Genomic DNA, 15170 nt, shown 5'->3' with positions numbered 1-15170 from the left:
AAGCATTAATTTTCAATAGCAAAAAGAAAGCAATTTAAAATTAAGAGGTAAGCAAATTTTAACAAAACTATCTTTCTCGTAAGCAAAGATAGTGTTATTCTTGTTGGGCACGGTTGTATAGGACAAAAAATGTCTCAGAAAAAAAGTGTGGTTTTTCAAAAACTCTTACCAACAATTAAACAATATCAACAATCAGGTTTTACCTATGAAAAAATTGTTGAATTACTTAGAGATCAACATGATCTTGATTTGGTAAGTGTCGAAACCTTTAAAAGTTATTTATACCGATATGCAAAAGTGAATCCTGCTATGTCTAAAAATACTGTTACATCCCACTTCGCTCAATCAAGTCGTGAAATCAAGAAATCATCGAAACTTGAGCATGTTTGCTATGACATTCGTGGACCAGTATTACGCGCCGCCAATGAAATGGAGGAGCAAGGACACAAGATCATCAAGCTCAATATCGGCAACCCTGCACCTTTTGGTTTTGAAGCTCCACAAGAAATTATCAATGATGTTGCATTAAACCTACCGAATGCGGTTGGTTACACAGACTCAAAAGGGATCTTCCCTGCGCGTAAAGCCATTTGCCAGTATTATCAGCAAAAAGGCGTTTTTGATATGCACGTTAATGATGTGTATGTCGGAAATGGTGTGTCTGAACTGATTGTGATGGCGATGCAAGGCTTACTGAACGATGGCGATGAAATGCTCGTTCCTATGCCTGACTATCCATTATGGACAGCAGCAGTCAATCTGTCTGGCGGTAAAGCTATTCATTATAAATGTGATGAAGAAAACTATTGGTATCCTGATCTTGCGGATATGGAAAGCAAAATCACAGCAAATACACGTGGTATTGTTATCATCAATCCAAATAACCCAACAGGTTCAGTTTATCCACGTCATGTATTAGAGCAAATTGTTGCTTTAGCAAAAAAACATGATTTGATTTTATTTGCTGATGAAATCTACGACAAAATCATTTATGACGGCATTGAGCATGTTGCAGTTGCAGCTTTAGCTGGCAATCAACTTTGCATTTCATTTAATGGTTTATCAAAAGCCTATCGTATTGCTGGTTATCGTGCAGGTTGGATGGCGATCACAGGTGATAAATCACGTGCAGCGGATTATATTGAAGGTTTAGACATGCTCGCTTCAATGCGTTTGTGTGCGAATCATCAAGCACAATATGCTATACAAACCGCACTCGGCGGTTATCAGTCTATTAATGATTTAATTCGTCCAGGCGGTCGTCTGTATGAACAGCGTAATATTGCATGGGAAATGTTGAATGAGATTCCTGGCGTAAGTTGTGTTAAGCCTGATGGAGCAATGTACTGTTTCCCAAAACTTGATCCTGAGATCTATCCAATTGAAGATGATGAAAAACTGATGTTAGATCTATTAAAAGCTGAAAAAGTTTTATTGGTTCAAGGCACAGGTTTTAATTGGCCAACACCAGATCATTTCCGTGTAGTGTTCTTACCTGCTGAAAATGAGCTACGTGAAGCAATTAATCGTTTAAGCCGTTTCTTGGCGAAAATGCGTTAAGCAAAATTAGCAATAAAAAAGGAAGCAAATCGCTTCCTTTTTTAAGATATATATACTCAATTTAATGGCTTAGAGTAATTTAATTAGAATTTAATATATTAACCACTATTTAGCTAGTTTACTTAAATTTTAACAAGGATAAAAATATAAACTATTTTCATCCTTACAGATAGTTTGACCAACTTTAATATTAAGACTCGAACTTAGATAAATAGTTAACATTTTCATATTATCACCCTTATCATAATATACAAACAAATATGTTGGATTGATCTTCAACATATTATCAACATCACCTATAACCATAATATCATATGCATATATTTCTCTATCCTCTATAAAATTTATTTCTTTTACCTTTCCTTTTATCTTAGCCTTGGAGAAATATTTAACTCCTAGTAAATTTCGTTGCTCAGACTCTCTTTTGGCTGATTCTGAAAATTTATTTAAATAACATGAAGCATTAATGCATACTATACTAAATAGTACCAACCCTATTTTAATAAATTTAATATTCACTTAACTATCCTTGTAAAATTTTATTTAATTAAATATCACAACTCTATCTATAATTTTAATCCGCTTTAACTATTAGCTTTATTAATCTCTTATATTTAATTAATAAATAATATTATTAAAATTTATCATTGGATAGGAATTTCTTTTGGATGATCTAATATAGAATTATAGTAAAACCGTTTAATTATTCATACATTTATTGAAAAATAACCGAAATAATTGATCAATTGAATCAATCAACCACTCTTTACGCTTGCGTTTAACCCATGCCCACATCTTTTCTATAGGATTTGAATCAGGACTGTATGCAGGAAGCCAAAGATCTGATGCCCTTGTTGTTCCAATAACGCCTGAGTATCCGCTCTTTTATGAAATGTTGCATCAACCACCACCACCTCCCAATCCGCGCCCTCACCACGTGGTAACTTTTTAGGTAAATGAAATAAATAAGATTTTATCAGTATATTTTCTATTTTTCTAATAGCACGACAAGCACTAGATTCATGAATACCGAAGCTCATTGCCGTATGAAAGAGGGTTCGATACTCGCGCCAATAACTTAAAGTCAGTAATAGTTGTTCTTCGATGGTAAGTTTGCTAGGTCTGCCACGGTTATGCTCAGGTTGATTGGCATTAAGCATATCAATCATCTGATAGAATGTTGATGGTTTAATGCCAATCAATCGTTTAAATTGATGCTCGGGTAATAATTTGATATCGGTATATTTCATGCCGTCATTATAAACAAAAATAGCCCACTTATTAGTTCAAAAAAAATCAATGAACTGATCGTTCTTTGATTTATGCAAGAGATCTATTAATATCGGCTTTTTTATTACATTCAGCTTAGTGAACTTCGCTCGCCGCCTCTTCCGAAGCTGGGCTTACTGCTTCAGCATTTTTCTTATCTTGTAATTCTGGCTTATCAATTGCATTGATCGCAGCTTGTTGCTCTGGAGTAGTCGGTGCTGATACTTCTGAAGCTACTTGCTCTTGCTGTTCAACATTTTTTGCTTCTTCTTTCTTTCCACATGCAGTTAACATGATTGGAGCAATAATTAAAGCGGCAAGGGTTAATTTCATTTTCATCACGGCTTTCCACAGTTAGTTGGTTAAGTTGATGACAATCATATTGCAAATATATGACAATTTGATGACAAAATAAAAAGAGCCGATTTGCATCGACTCCTTTTTTATCTTTCGTTATATATCAAAGGGTAAATCTTTATTAAGCACGCTCAAGCAGTACAGCGACCGCAGGTAAAGTTTTGCCTTCTACAAATTCTAAGAATGCACCACCACCCGTTGAGATATAACCGATTTGATCAGCAACTTCATATTTATCAATAGCTGCTAATGTATCACCACCACCTGCAATTGAGAAACCAGCAGATTCAGCAATTGCCAACGAAAGTGTCTTGGTTCCTTCACCAAACTGATCAACTTCAAATACGCCTACTGGACCATTCCAAAGAATCGTTTTTGATGTTTTTAAGATTTCTGCAAAAGCTTGTGCCGTTTCAGGACCAACATCTAAAATCATGTCAGTATCTGCAACATCTTCTACTTTCTTAACAACTGCCTGAGCATTTGCTAAAGAACCCAAGAAGTCACTGAAGTCGATTTGAGTTGCATCAGCAACAACGACATCAGTTGGTAATGGAACACTTACTTTTGCAGCAATTTGTTTTGCAGTGTCAATTAAATCAGCTTCGTAGAGAGATTTACCAACATTGAAACCAGCAGCAGCAAGGAATGTATTAGCAATACCACCACCCACAATCAATTGATCACAAATAGTAGAGAGTGAATTTAATACATCGAGTTTTGTTGATACTTTAGAACCTGCAACAATTGCTACCATTGGTTTTTCAGGTGTTTGCATTGCTCGACCTAGCGCATCTAATTCAGCGGCTAATAACGGACCAGCAGCAGCAACTTTTGCAAAACGTGCTACGCCTTCTGTTGACGCTTCTGCACGATGAGCAGTACCAAATGCATCCATAACAAATACATCACAAAGTGCTGCATATTTTTGTGCAAGCTCTTCTTTGTTTTTCTTTTCGCCATGATTGAAACGTACATTTTCAAGTAATACCACTTGACCCGCTTCAACCTCAACGCCATCTAAATAATCAGTAAATAATTTAACATCCTGACCCAAAGCAGTGCTTAAATAAGCTGCAACTGGTGCAAGTGATTGCTCTGGCTTTGGCTCACCCTCTACAGGACGACCAAGATGAGAAAATACCATTACCGCAGCGCCTTTATCTAACGCAGCTTTGATTGTTGGTAATGCAGCACGTAAACGTGCATCGCTGGTAATTTCCCCATTTTTTACAGGAACGTTTAAGTCTTCACGAATAAGAACACGTTTACCTGCTAAATCAAGGTCAGTCATGCGCTGAAAATTCATGGATGGCTCTCTAGTTGATTTTAAAAACGGCACAATTTTAAATGATTCTCTGAAATAAAGGTGAGTTTTTTTGCAGAAAAGCTGTCTAAAATTTCACTTTTGATTATCATAATCATCGTCATTAAATCTTTGTATTCTTATGTCTATTCATCCTGATCCAAAAATTAATCGTTTAAATGTTCTTGGCGAACCTTTATCTAGTTGTTGCTTTGACCCGATCACGGGCTATTTTCGTAATGGTTTTTGCCATACGGCGGTCACGGACTTAGGTCAGCACACCATGTGCGCACAAATGACTTCAGATTTCTTAAATTTCTCACAAAAAGTTGGGAATGATTTAATTACACCTTTACCAGAAGTGGGTTTCCCTGGATTAAAACCAGGTGATTTTTGGTGTATTTGCATCACACGTTGGGTTGAAGCATACGAAGCAGGTCATGCCCCACCAATTAAATTGAATGCTTGTCATAATGCTGTTTTACATTATGTACCACTGAATATTCTCGTGGAATATGCGGTCTAATGAATCAGTTTGAATTGATTTTGGCATCGAGCAGCCAAACCCGTAAAGACTTGATGGATCGTTTAAGGCTCGATTATCATTGCATTTCACCCGATATTGATGAATCTGCAATGGGTGAATTGCATGCCGATGATTTAGCTAAACGTCTCGCTTTTCAGAAAGCGCAAGTTATTGCACAACAACATCCAAATGCGATTGTGATTGGTTCTGATCAAGTCGCTTGGCGTGAACACGCACCATATGATTTTATTGGTAAGCCTTTAAGTGTTGAAAATGCCATTCAACAATTACAAGAAAACTCAGGGAAAATCGTATTTTTTAGCACCGCTCTCAGTGTTCAGCACTTGCAATCAAGGTTTGAAATAACACTGGTTGAGCATTACCAAGTGAAATTTCGTCAACTGACGCTGGCTGAAATTGAGCGTTATATTGAAATAGATCAGCCCTTGCATTGTGCGGGTAGTTTTAAATGTGAAAGCTTGGGGATTAGCTTATTTGATAAAATGGTTGGTGACGATCAAACTACGTTGATGGGTCTACCCATGATTCAGTTATGCAAGATCTTACGTGCTTTCGAGCTTAAAGTTCCTTAGAAAACCTTATCTAAGATTATTGAGACAAGGTATTTTTTCAAAAAGATGCCAACACCAATTTTTTATTTACTATAAACACTTATAGCCACTATCCTGAAGACCTTGTTTAATAACCTTTGCATTATCTTCAGGCATTGTTTCTCTTAACTGGTCGATTGATTTCTGAAAATATGGATGAACTTTAGATTGATTAGCTATATAAGTAATCCTTTCCGCTGCCTGTACCGCATCACAAACAGTTTTTTTATCTTTTATTTTATTCAAATCAAAATCATTATCTATTAAAACTTCAAATCCATTCATTAATGCAGGCATATCGCTATAAATAATTTTTAATAAAGCATAAAATTCCTTCATATCTTTTTTTGTTGGCTCTGCTTCATAAGCCTGTGTTGAGGTTGATCCCATCAAAGCGATTAATGCAAGAAATAGCGAAATTTTTTTCATTTTATAAGTTATTGCAAAATATATGAAAAATTAGTATAGCATTTCATTATTAGCACTGAAAACTACATTTATGAACCTTTATTACAGCATAACAAATTATTAATATGCGATTTTGCTTTAACGCTATCAAATTTTAATACTAACCGCTTATTTTAGCCACACCCTTACCCAAACCCAATTTGGATAAGGGTAAACCAACTATTCTTCAACTGAATAAACTCTTTTCGGCAATGCAAACCAAATAAAAATCGACAAGATCAAGAACAAGAGCGCAGCCACGTTCAGCACTGAACGATGCGATTGGCTAAAAGCCTGTTTTGCAGCTTCAATCACATGCTCAGCAATCACTGGCTGTAATTGCTTGGCAGCTTGAACCGCCTCACCAATCGAACTGCTTACCTGTTCAATGATGTTATGTGGCACATCGGTTGGCACCACAATCGAGTTGGCATAAAACCATGACAACATCAAACCGAAAAAGGCAATTCCCAGACCCGCCCCCAGTTCATAAGCCATCCCTTCAATTGCCCCTGCTGCTGTGGCTTTACTTGGTGGAACTGAGGACATAATTGCAGAAGTTGAAGCCAATAATGCAATTTCAACATTCAGACCCAATACCACCATCCAACTCCAGACCTGTATCTTCGCCTGTATAAAGTCGGTATTTGCCAAGCCCCATAAACTTAAAGCACTCATCAACATACCAAGCGATGCAACTGAGCGCAGACCGAAACGGTTGACCAGCATACTAGCGACTGGGCCTCCTAAACTGATCGCAATCATAAAGGGTAGAATAAATGCCCCTGCTGCCAATGGTGAAAGCTGATAAACAAATTGCAGTTCCTGAGAAATCAGCAACTCAAAGCCAACCAAAGCCATCATTGATACAATCGCCATCACGACACCTGTCGCAATCACAGGATGTTTGAATAATTGAATATCAATCATTGGAGAGGTTGATGTGAGCTGTGTACGAATAAAGCCAATCAACAAACTAAAACCCACTGCAAAGATCAAAACTGACCAGATGCTAAAGCCGTGCATTACAGTCTTGATCGCATAGATCATACTTAGGATGGCAATCACTAAAACAATAGCTTGTAATAAATTGAGATGTTGTTTGGGTTGCCCCGTCTGTTTCGGAATGACAAATATAGTAAAAATAATGACAGCAAGCATAATCGGAACATTAATCAAGAAGACTGAACCCCAATGAAAATGCTCCAATAGAAAACCACCCAGTAATGGGCCAAAGGCTGCACCACCACCGCCGACTGTCGCCCAAATGCCTAGAGCAAAATTACGTTGTTTTTCATCAAGAAAAGTATTACGAACCGCAGATAAAGTGGCAGGCAAAATCATGGCTGCACCAACAGCCAATAAAGCACGAGAACCAATCAGTGCATATGCGGTAAAAGAAAAGGCAGCGGCCAATGATGCTAGACCAAATAAAATCCCACCAATCACCATGAGCTTTTTAAAGCCAATACGATCTCCCAATGCCCCCATCGGCAAAATAAGACCTGCCATGACCAAAGAATAAATATCAATAATCCACAGCAACTCATTTGCCGATAATGAAAGTGACTCACTCAACGTCGGTGTTGCGACATGGAGGACAGTTGCATCAATTGATACAGGGAGGTAGATCAATACAACGATTGCAAGAATTAACCACTTGCTAGACATAAATTTCTCTAAATTGGACACGCGTTCAAATTAGCATTATTATAAGCGAAACTGGACACTTGTCCAATTTCAAAATATACGTTATTTTGTTCGTGTTTGTGACTATCGCCTAAGGCACTGAAAGTATGGCTTATTTAAATAAAGAACAACGTCGTGAAATGATTCTACAAGCAGCCATGCAAGTTGCTTTGAATGAAGGTTTCTCTGCGATGACCGTTCGCCGTATTGCCACAGAAGCCCAAACCTCGACAGGACAAGTCCACCATCACTTTGCATCTAACTCACACCTCAAAGCAGAAGCATTTATTAAGCTTATGCAGCAACTTGATGAGATTGAAAGCCAAGTGAATACAACAAATTATTTACAACGTCTTTCACTTCTACTTGGATGTGAAAATATTGAACAAATTCAACCCTACTTACGACTGTGGAATGAAGCTGAAGTTTTAATTGATCAGGATCAAGAAATTAAATTTGCCTATAATATTGCAATGCAAGATTGGCATCTTTCGATTGTACGCATGATTGATGAAGGTCAAGCTCAAGGGGAATTTCAATTTGACACGAATAGTCATGATATTGCTTGGCGATTGATTGCTTTTGTCTGTGGACTAGAAGGCATTTATAAACTGGGTTTGAATGGTTTAAATGAGGTAGATTTTAAAAGACATACTGACGCGATTATTCAGGCAGAACTTTTTAAGAATAGAATCTAAAGAAATGAAATAAAAATGAAAGTACCATTCTTACAAAGTCAAAGATTCGATTTATTTCTATTTCAAATGGATGATCTTGCCGACATCTATCCTTACGTAACAACAACTTTAACCCGTTATATGATTTGGGAACCTGCTCAAAGCTTCAAAGAGTTGGAGCAAATCGGTCAAAAATGGCTAATTGCTGAAACAAAGTATACCGACCATCATTTTGTTCTACGTGATAAAGGAACCCATCTGTTTATTGGCTTAATTGGTATTCATCATTTACACACTTCGACACCAGAATTTGGCTTATGGATTCGGGAAAATTGTCACAATCAAAGTTTTGCCAAAGAAGCGATTTTAGAAGTATTGTGTTAGGCTTCTAGCCATCCAGTTCAATATTTTTTATATCCAGTTACAGTCGAAAATCAGCCTAGTCGTAAACTGGCTAATTTTCTAGGTGGAACTATTGTTGGATACGAGATGCAAAGGAAATATGAGTCGGTGATTTATCATATTCCGCCCTATCAAGATTAAGTTAGTTAAAAAGAGAAATGTAAAGTTAAGCTTATGTCAAATTCAATAATCACTAGCTTGGTAGTTTATAAATTAGTCAGACAATTAAAAGCTAAATTCCCCTTTTATTGTTGAAAATGTCCTTGGGATTGCTTCAAACCTTATTGGAAAAATTTGGCTATTTATCTCTGTATTCAACGTAGTATTTTGTTTTAGCTCTTTTAAAGAAATGTCTGGTAAATATTGGTTTAAAGCAATTCTGGTATCTTCAATAAATAATTCAATCGCAAACACCGTTTCTAAATCTAGATCATAAACGATGATTCCTTCTAATATTTGTCCATTTGCTAATGTAAACACTGCATGAATTAGCAATGTTTCAAACTCAGCCAATCCTTCTTCTGATTTCATCGACACAGCTACTAGCAAATCTTCCGCTTGGTATAAATCTGAACTCCAAGTCCACACTCCATGCTTATGTAAATCGACTAGACTTAAATCTTTTGATCTAATTTGACTCATATTTATTGCCCAAACTCTCTAAAAAATTAAGTTAAATTTAATCAACTTTAAAAGATATTAGCTGAATCGACTAACCTTCCCAAATAGAGTAATGTCCTATATCATCCAACCAAGTTTTGCACTCACCATCATGGATAAAAAGACTTTTTTATAGACTTTTCCTAATCAAAGTTTATAAAATCATTTTTATTTGCAATTAAATAAATGGTTTTCCCAATCTAAAACCACCCTTTCTTTCCATTTAAAATAGCATCTGCACAACGCAAGGTCTCTTGGCTTAAACCCCACAAACGATAATCACCCGTTGCAGAGGTAATATTAAAATTATGCGTATAAGCAAAACTCAGTTCACGATCTGGATCACACCACGCTCCAGAACCATTAAAACCAACATGACCAAAACCATGTGGCGCACGTTTGCCCATCGTCAAAATACGGTGATAACCCAAACGCCAATGCATTGGAATTGGCATCACTCGATCACGTGCTTTAGATTGTACGGTGCTTAACTGCTTAAACACTTCTGGACGAATCAATTGTTGACCATTCCACTGTCCTTGATTGGCAAGCATCGCATAGACTTTTGCCAAACTATCTGCGGTAAAGACTCCATTTGCCGCTGGAATAACAGCTTGTAAACCAGCATCACTATAGAAGCTAAAATTACGCATGCCTTTTGGAATCATGGCATCTTGGAAATCTTGAGGGCTTTGCCCTGAAAGTTCTAAGAACTTTTCTGATAATGAGGCTTTGCGAGGTTGATCAGTTTTTTTAACTTGTGGCTTTGGTGCAGATGGTTTTTTAGGTTTTTCAAGTAACCGAGCAACTCGCTGTAATTCAGAGTTTGGTGTACCAAAATATGCACCATCCAATTCAAGCGGTTGCACCAGATAACGCTGCATTAACCAACTTAAAGGCTGTTTCGCTGCTTTTTCAATGACCCCACCTACGAGCCAACCATAAGTCAGCGGTTGATAAGCAAAGCTTTGTCCTGCTGCAAAACGTGGCGTAGCAGCCGCCATTACCTCTAACATATGCGACCAATCCAACATTTCTGTTGCTGTCTCAATCGTATTGCGGATATCGAATAAACCACTTTGATGCGATAAAACATGACGTAATGTAATATTGGCTTTACCATTTTGGGCAAACTCAGACCAATAATGTGCAATTGGCTGATCATAATCCAGTAAGCCTTCACTTACTAAAATATGTGCAAGCGTTGCTAAAATTCCTTTACCTGTCGAATAACACATTGCCAAAGTATCAGATTGCCAATCTTGTTCTTGAGATTTTTTGCCTGTAAAAATATCAACAACTTTCTGACCTTGGAAATATACCACCAATGCAGCGCCACCCTGATGGCTTCTCGCATCCTGAAAACGACTGAATTGGATTGCTAAGTCAATAAAACGCTCATCAACCTTGCCATGATAGTTATGCGTATCGGCAAATAAAATCTCTTTAATCAATGCACATATCCTTATGATATTTATATTTTTTAGAATAACCCTCTTGCGAACAAAAGGGCTGACTCAATAATACTATTCAGTATTAAAGTGCTTTTACTGTTCCCGCAACATGCGGCTTTTTAGATTTAACGTTACGAATCAAGAAATCAGTTTGTTTTGATTCAGCAGCTGTTAAAAACTCAACAGTTGATGGTAAATACATTGGCAATTTAAACCAAACATCTGCTTCATAAGCCGCAGGTAACTCAATGCTTGCTAACGCTTTCGCCTTACTCCACATGCCATGTGCAATCGCTTGTTTAAAACCAAAGGCTTTAGCTGTGACAGCATGAATATGAATCAAGTTAAAATCACCTGAAATCAATGCGTAGCGGCGACCAGTATTCTCAGAAATATTCCATTCTGCTTTTGGCTGATATGCAGGCTCTTTAGATTCTTTCGATTTTTCAGAAGCTTTTTTCTCAGTTTTTTGACGTGATAAATAAGTCGTTAAACTTTCCATCACCACTTCACCGCCCACTTTGGCAGTTGTAATGAAATCGAATTGTAAGCCTTTATCATGTGGCTGAAGTTCGCCAAATTTACATGACAACGTAATTTGCTCATTTACAGCGATTTTACGTGTTTGTTTGATTTGGTTACGAATATGCACCAAACCTAAAATTGCGAATGGAAATGCTTCGCTGGTCATCATGTGCATTTGCAAGCTTTGAGACAACACAGCTAGATAAATTGCAGGAACAAAACCATCATTTTTAAAACCACAAATTTCGTTATAGCTTTCTAAATGTTTTGCATCAATGTTAAGTGTATCTACCACGTATTCAACTTGTGGTAATACTTTTTCGCCTTTTGGCTTTTTAAAAATTAAACCTTGAATAACTTTTGGATAAGCTAAGTAAGGCTTTGGTAATTGACTAAAATGGCGTGTATTCATAATGAACCTTTCTATATTTTTATAAAAAAGGGATGCACAAGCACCCCTCTTCAAAACTTTTAACGCTTAAGCGCCCAACAAGCTTTGACCGCATACGCGAACAACGTTGCCTGTCACACCTGTTGAACCAGTAGAAGCATACCAAGCAATTGCTTCAGCAACATCTACAGGTAAACCACCTTGGTTCATTGAGTTCATACGGCGACCTGCTTCACGAATCGCAAATGGAATCGCGGCAGTCATTTGAGTTTCAATGAAGCCTGGTGCAACCGCGTTGATCGTAATACCATTCTTCAATGTTGGTGCAGTAAATTTAACCAAACCAATTACGCCTGCTTTAGACACTGCATAGTTGGTTTGACCCAAGTTACCCGCAATACCACTGATTGATGATACACAAACGATACGACCATTTGCATTTAAACCATCATTAGAAAGTAAGTAATCGTTAACACGTTCAATTGCAGACAAGTTAATGTTGATGACTAGATCCCAAAGCTCTGGCTTCATGTTTGCCAAAGTTTTGTCACGAGTAATACCAGCATTGTGTACGATTACATCCAAACCGCCTTGTTTAGCAGCAGCAGTTTTGATTTTCTCGCCAGCGTCAGCAGCAGTAATATCGATTGCCAATACTGAACCACCAATTGAACCCGCAACACGCTCAAGATCAGCTTGTTGTTGAGGAACATCTAAGCAAATCACATGTGCGCCGTCACGTGCCAATACTTGTGCAATTGCTTCACCGATACCACGGCTTGCACCTGTTACGAGTGCAGTTTTACCCGCAAGTGGCTTAGCCCAATCTAATTTCACTGTTTCTGCTTTAGAAATACGGATCACTTGACCAGAAACATAAGCTGAACGTGGTGAAATTAAGAAACGTAGCGTTGATTCCAAGTTTGCTTCTGCACCTTGGTCTACATAAACCACTTGAGCAGTAATACCTTTTTTGAATTCTTTACCAGCAGACTTCACAAAACCTTCAAGCGCACGTTGTGCAATTGCTTGTTTTACAGTCTTTGCTGTTTCAGGTGTTGTACCAATGACAATCACACGACCTGAACTTGAAATTTGGCGAGCGATTGGATTAAAAAAGTTATACAACGCTTTTAATTGTTCTGAATCTTGGATACCAGATGCATCAAACACCACTGCTTTAAATTTAGACTCTTTATCATCCGCATTTAAAGGACGAAGATTTAAACCTACTTTTGCAGCCGTTTGTTGTAATTCAACATTATTGCCGACATAACTATCTGCATGGATATTGCTAAGAACTTGTGCAATAGAAGCAGAAATAGTGCTTGAAGGTGCTGCGCCAAGCAATACGGCACCATTTACAACAGGTTGGGCACTTTCAAAACGATCTAAGCTAACTGGTGATGGTAAACCTAAATTTTTTACAACAAATTTACCCAAAGGTGATTGTGTAAATGCTTGGTATTGATCGGTCATGATTATTATCTCTCATACAAATGAATTTTTTACAAACATCTAAACCATGTCAGCAAAATAACATGAAACCAATGTTTGATTGACTCACAATAAATCATACTTGACTTCATGTCTGGATGTCTTGACCTGAATGTGGTCTAAAGCGTCATTCTAGTCAATACAGCAGTATTGGAAATATGCTATGGTTATAGCAAGAATATCGCAATTATGCTTGGAAAAGCCTTATGAGCAAAACAACTCAAGAAAATCCAGCAGTCGAGAATTCTGCTCAAGAGACTGTGTCAAATACATCAAAAGCAACTTCTACTCCAAGTAAAAGTGCTGACGCAACTCCTAAAGCAGCAAGTACGACAACTAAAACGACTCGTCCTCGTTCTAACAGTCGTAGTACAAAAAGCACTGCTTCTTCTACATCTACAAAAGTAGCACCAGCTAAAACAACCAAACCTTCTGTTCAACAGGATAAAATCATGAGCCAAAACACTGTTCGCCGTGTTGCCATTATTGGCGGTAACCGTATTCCTTTCGCACGTTCTAACGGCGCTTATTTTACAGCTTCTAACATCGACATGTTTACAGCTGCATTAAACGGTTTGGTTGAGCGTTTCAACCTACAAGGTCAACGTTTAGGTGAAGTGGTTGCTGGTGCAGTATTAAAACACAGCCGTGACTTTAACATGACACGTGAGTGTGTTTTAAATACTCAACTTGCTCCTGAAACTCCAGCTTGCGATCTTCAACAAGCTTGCGGTACTGGTTTACAAGCTGCATTCCAAGTTGCAAACAAAATTGCTTTAGGCCAAATCGAAGTAGGTATCGCTGGTGGTGTTGATACTACATCTGACGCTCCGATCGCTTTCGGTGATGGTTTACGTAAAGCTTTGCTTGAGCTCAACATCGCTAAAACAGGTAAAGATCGTTTAAAAGCTTTATCTAAAATTAACGTTAAAGATCTTATGGATGCACCTAAAAATGGTGAACCACGTACTGGTTTATCTATGGGTGATCACCAAGCAATTACTGCCCTTGAATGGGGTATTGCTCGTGAAGATCAAGACGCTTTAGCTGCTTCTTCTCACCAAAAAATGGCGAAAGCATACGAAGAAGGTTTCTTCGATGACTTAATCACGCCGTTCTTAGGTTTAAGCCGTGACAACAACTTACGTGCTGACTCAACTGCTGAGAAATTAGCAAAATTAAAACCAGTATTTGGTAAAGGCGAAGCTGCAACAATGACAGCGGGTAACTCTACTCCACTTACTGATGGTGCTTCATGTGTACTTTTAGCTTCTGAAGAATGGGCTAAAGCAAATGGTCACGAAGTTCTAGCTTACTTAACTTTCTCTGAAACAGCTGCAGTTGATTTCGTTGGTAAAAAAGAAGGCTTATTGATGGCTCCTGCTTATGCAGTTCCACGTATGCTTGAGCGTGCTGGCCTTAAACTTCAAGATTTCGACTACTACGAAATCCACGAAGCGTTTGCATCACAAGTACTTTCTACTTTGAAAGCTTGGGAAGATGAGAAATTCTGTAAAGAGCGTTTAGGTTTAGATGCACCTTTAGGTTCTATTGATCGTAGCAAATTAAACGTTAAAGGTTCTTCTTTAGCTGCGGGTCACCCATTCGCTGCAACTGGCGGTCGTATCATCGCGACTGCTGCGAAAATCTTAAACCAAAAAGGTTCAGGTCGTATCTTAGTTTCGATCTGTGCTGCTGGCGGTCAAGGTGTGACAGCAATTATTGAAAAATAATCGTTAGCTTGCATACTAAAAAGCTGAATCAAATGATTCAGCTTTTTTATTTAGATATTAAAACTC

General features: G+C 37.8%; 16 protein-coding genes and 1 pseudogene. 6 read left to right on the top strand and 11 right to left on the bottom strand.

Annotation, left to right across the window (positions count from 1 at the left end; translation table 11 throughout):
* Positions 1-129 precede the first annotated feature (129 nt).
* On the top strand, positions 130-1560 hold the full coding sequence (locus tag O1450_RS06230; RefSeq protein WP_269230102.1) for a pyridoxal phosphate-dependent aminotransferase: 1431 nt from the start codon (positions 130-132) through the stop codon (positions 1558-1560).
* Positions 1561-1689: 129 nt separating this feature from the next.
* On the opposite strand, the gene O1450_RS06225 is transcribed toward O1450_RS06230, so the two are convergent.
* The 5 genes from O1450_RS06225 to O1450_RS06210 form a co-directional block, all read right to left on the bottom strand.
* A complete protein-coding gene (locus tag O1450_RS06225; RefSeq protein ID WP_269230101.1) occupies positions 1690-2079 on the bottom strand; it encodes a hypothetical protein in 390 nt (129 codons plus the stop codon).
* Positions 2080-2259: 180 nt separating this feature from the next.
* Positions 2260-2355: a hypothetical protein gene (locus O1450_RS16545; RefSeq protein WP_442865405.1), complete on the bottom strand. Its 96-nt coding sequence runs from the start codon at positions 2353-2355 to the stop codon at positions 2260-2262.
* 5 nt (positions 2356-2360) lie between these two features.
* Entirely contained in the window at positions 2361-2810 is a 450-nt protein-coding gene (locus O1450_RS06220; RefSeq protein WP_269230100.1) for a transposase family protein, read from the bottom strand.
* 115 nt (positions 2811-2925) lie between these two features.
* Positions 2926-3168, bottom strand: coding sequence for a hypothetical protein (locus O1450_RS06215; RefSeq protein ID WP_269230099.1), 243 nt, complete (start codon positions 3166-3168; stop codon positions 2926-2928).
* 139 nt (positions 3169-3307) lie between these two features.
* Positions 3308-4495, bottom strand: coding sequence for a phosphoglycerate kinase (locus O1450_RS06210; protein WP_004661505.1), 1188 nt, complete (start codon positions 4493-4495; stop codon positions 3308-3310).
* A 139-nt stretch (positions 4496-4634) separates the two neighbouring features.
* On the opposite strand from O1450_RS06210, the gene O1450_RS06205 reads away from it, so the two are divergent.
* Together O1450_RS06205 and O1450_RS06200 are read left to right on the top strand one after the other, a co-directional pair.
* The gene (locus O1450_RS06205) at positions 4635-5018 is read left to right on the top strand and encodes a DUF2237 family protein (RefSeq protein ID WP_269230098.1); all 384 of its coding nucleotides are present in this window, start codon (positions 4635-4637) and stop codon (positions 5016-5018) included.
* The gene (locus O1450_RS06200) at positions 5018-5611 is read left to right on the top strand and encodes a Maf family protein (RefSeq protein ID WP_269230097.1); all 594 of its coding nucleotides are present in this window, start codon (positions 5018-5020) and stop codon (positions 5609-5611) included. Before O1450_RS06205 ends, O1450_RS06200 begins: the two co-directional genes overlap by 1 nt.
* Before the next feature lie 69 nt (positions 5612-5680).
* Here O1450_RS06200 and O1450_RS06195 read toward each other — a convergent pair whose 3' ends face one another.
* Together O1450_RS06195 and O1450_RS06190 are read right to left on the bottom strand one after the other, a co-directional pair.
* Entirely contained in the window at positions 5681-6058 is a 378-nt protein-coding gene (locus O1450_RS06195; protein WP_269230096.1) for a hypothetical protein, read from the bottom strand.
* Between the two features lie 198 nt (positions 6059-6256).
* On the bottom strand, positions 6257-7747 hold the full coding sequence (locus tag O1450_RS06190; protein WP_269230095.1) for an MFS transporter: 1491 nt from the start codon (positions 7745-7747) through the stop codon (positions 6257-6259).
* A gap of 125 nt (positions 7748-7872) precedes the next feature.
* On the opposite strand from O1450_RS06190, the gene O1450_RS06185 reads away from it, so the two are divergent.
* Both O1450_RS06185 and O1450_RS06180 read left to right on the top strand, forming a co-directional pair.
* Positions 7873-8463, top strand: coding sequence for a TetR family transcriptional regulator (locus tag O1450_RS06185; protein WP_269230094.1), 591 nt, complete (start codon positions 7873-7875; stop codon positions 8461-8463).
* 15 nt (positions 8464-8478) lie between these two features.
* Positions 8479-8985 (top strand): annotated as a pseudogene (locus O1450_RS06180) (GNAT family N-acetyltransferase).
* Between the two features lie 84 nt (positions 8986-9069).
* Here the strand turns inward: O1450_RS06180 and O1450_RS06175 are convergent.
* The 4 genes from O1450_RS06175 to O1450_RS06160 all read right to left on the bottom strand — a co-directional run bounded on the left by O1450_RS06175 (position 9070) and on the right by O1450_RS06160 (position 13353).
* A complete protein-coding gene (locus tag O1450_RS06175) occupies positions 9070-9486 on the bottom strand; it encodes a hypothetical protein (RefSeq protein ID WP_269230093.1) in 417 nt (138 codons plus the stop codon).
* A gap of 218 nt (positions 9487-9704) precedes the next feature.
* Positions 9705-10958 (bottom strand): serine hydrolase domain-containing protein, encoded by a 1254-nt coding sequence (locus O1450_RS06170; protein ID WP_269230092.1) that lies wholly within the window; start codon positions 10956-10958, stop codon positions 9705-9707.
* An 82-nt stretch (positions 10959-11040) separates the two neighbouring features.
* Positions 11041-11895: a MaoC family dehydratase gene (locus O1450_RS06165; RefSeq protein WP_004661494.1), complete on the bottom strand. Its 855-nt coding sequence runs from the start codon at positions 11893-11895 to the stop codon at positions 11041-11043.
* 66 nt (positions 11896-11961) lie between these two features.
* Positions 11962-13353, bottom strand: a complete 1392-nt coding sequence (locus O1450_RS06160) for a 3-oxoacyl-ACP reductase (protein WP_269230091.1) — start codon at positions 13351-13353, stop codon at positions 11962-11964.
* A gap of 224 nt (positions 13354-13577) precedes the next feature.
* Here O1450_RS06160 and O1450_RS06155 point away from each other — a divergent pair, with 224 nt between their 5' ends.
* Positions 13578-15104: an acetyl-CoA C-acetyltransferase gene (locus O1450_RS06155; RefSeq protein WP_269230090.1), complete on the top strand. Its 1527-nt coding sequence runs from the start codon at positions 13578-13580 to the stop codon at positions 15102-15104.
* Positions 15105-15170 lie beyond the last annotated feature (66 nt).

Source organism: Acinetobacter sp. TR11 (assembly GCF_027105035.1).
Lineage (GTDB): Bacteria > Pseudomonadota > Gammaproteobacteria > Pseudomonadales > Moraxellaceae > Acinetobacter.
This window is presented reverse-complemented; position numbering and strand designations above follow the sequence as displayed.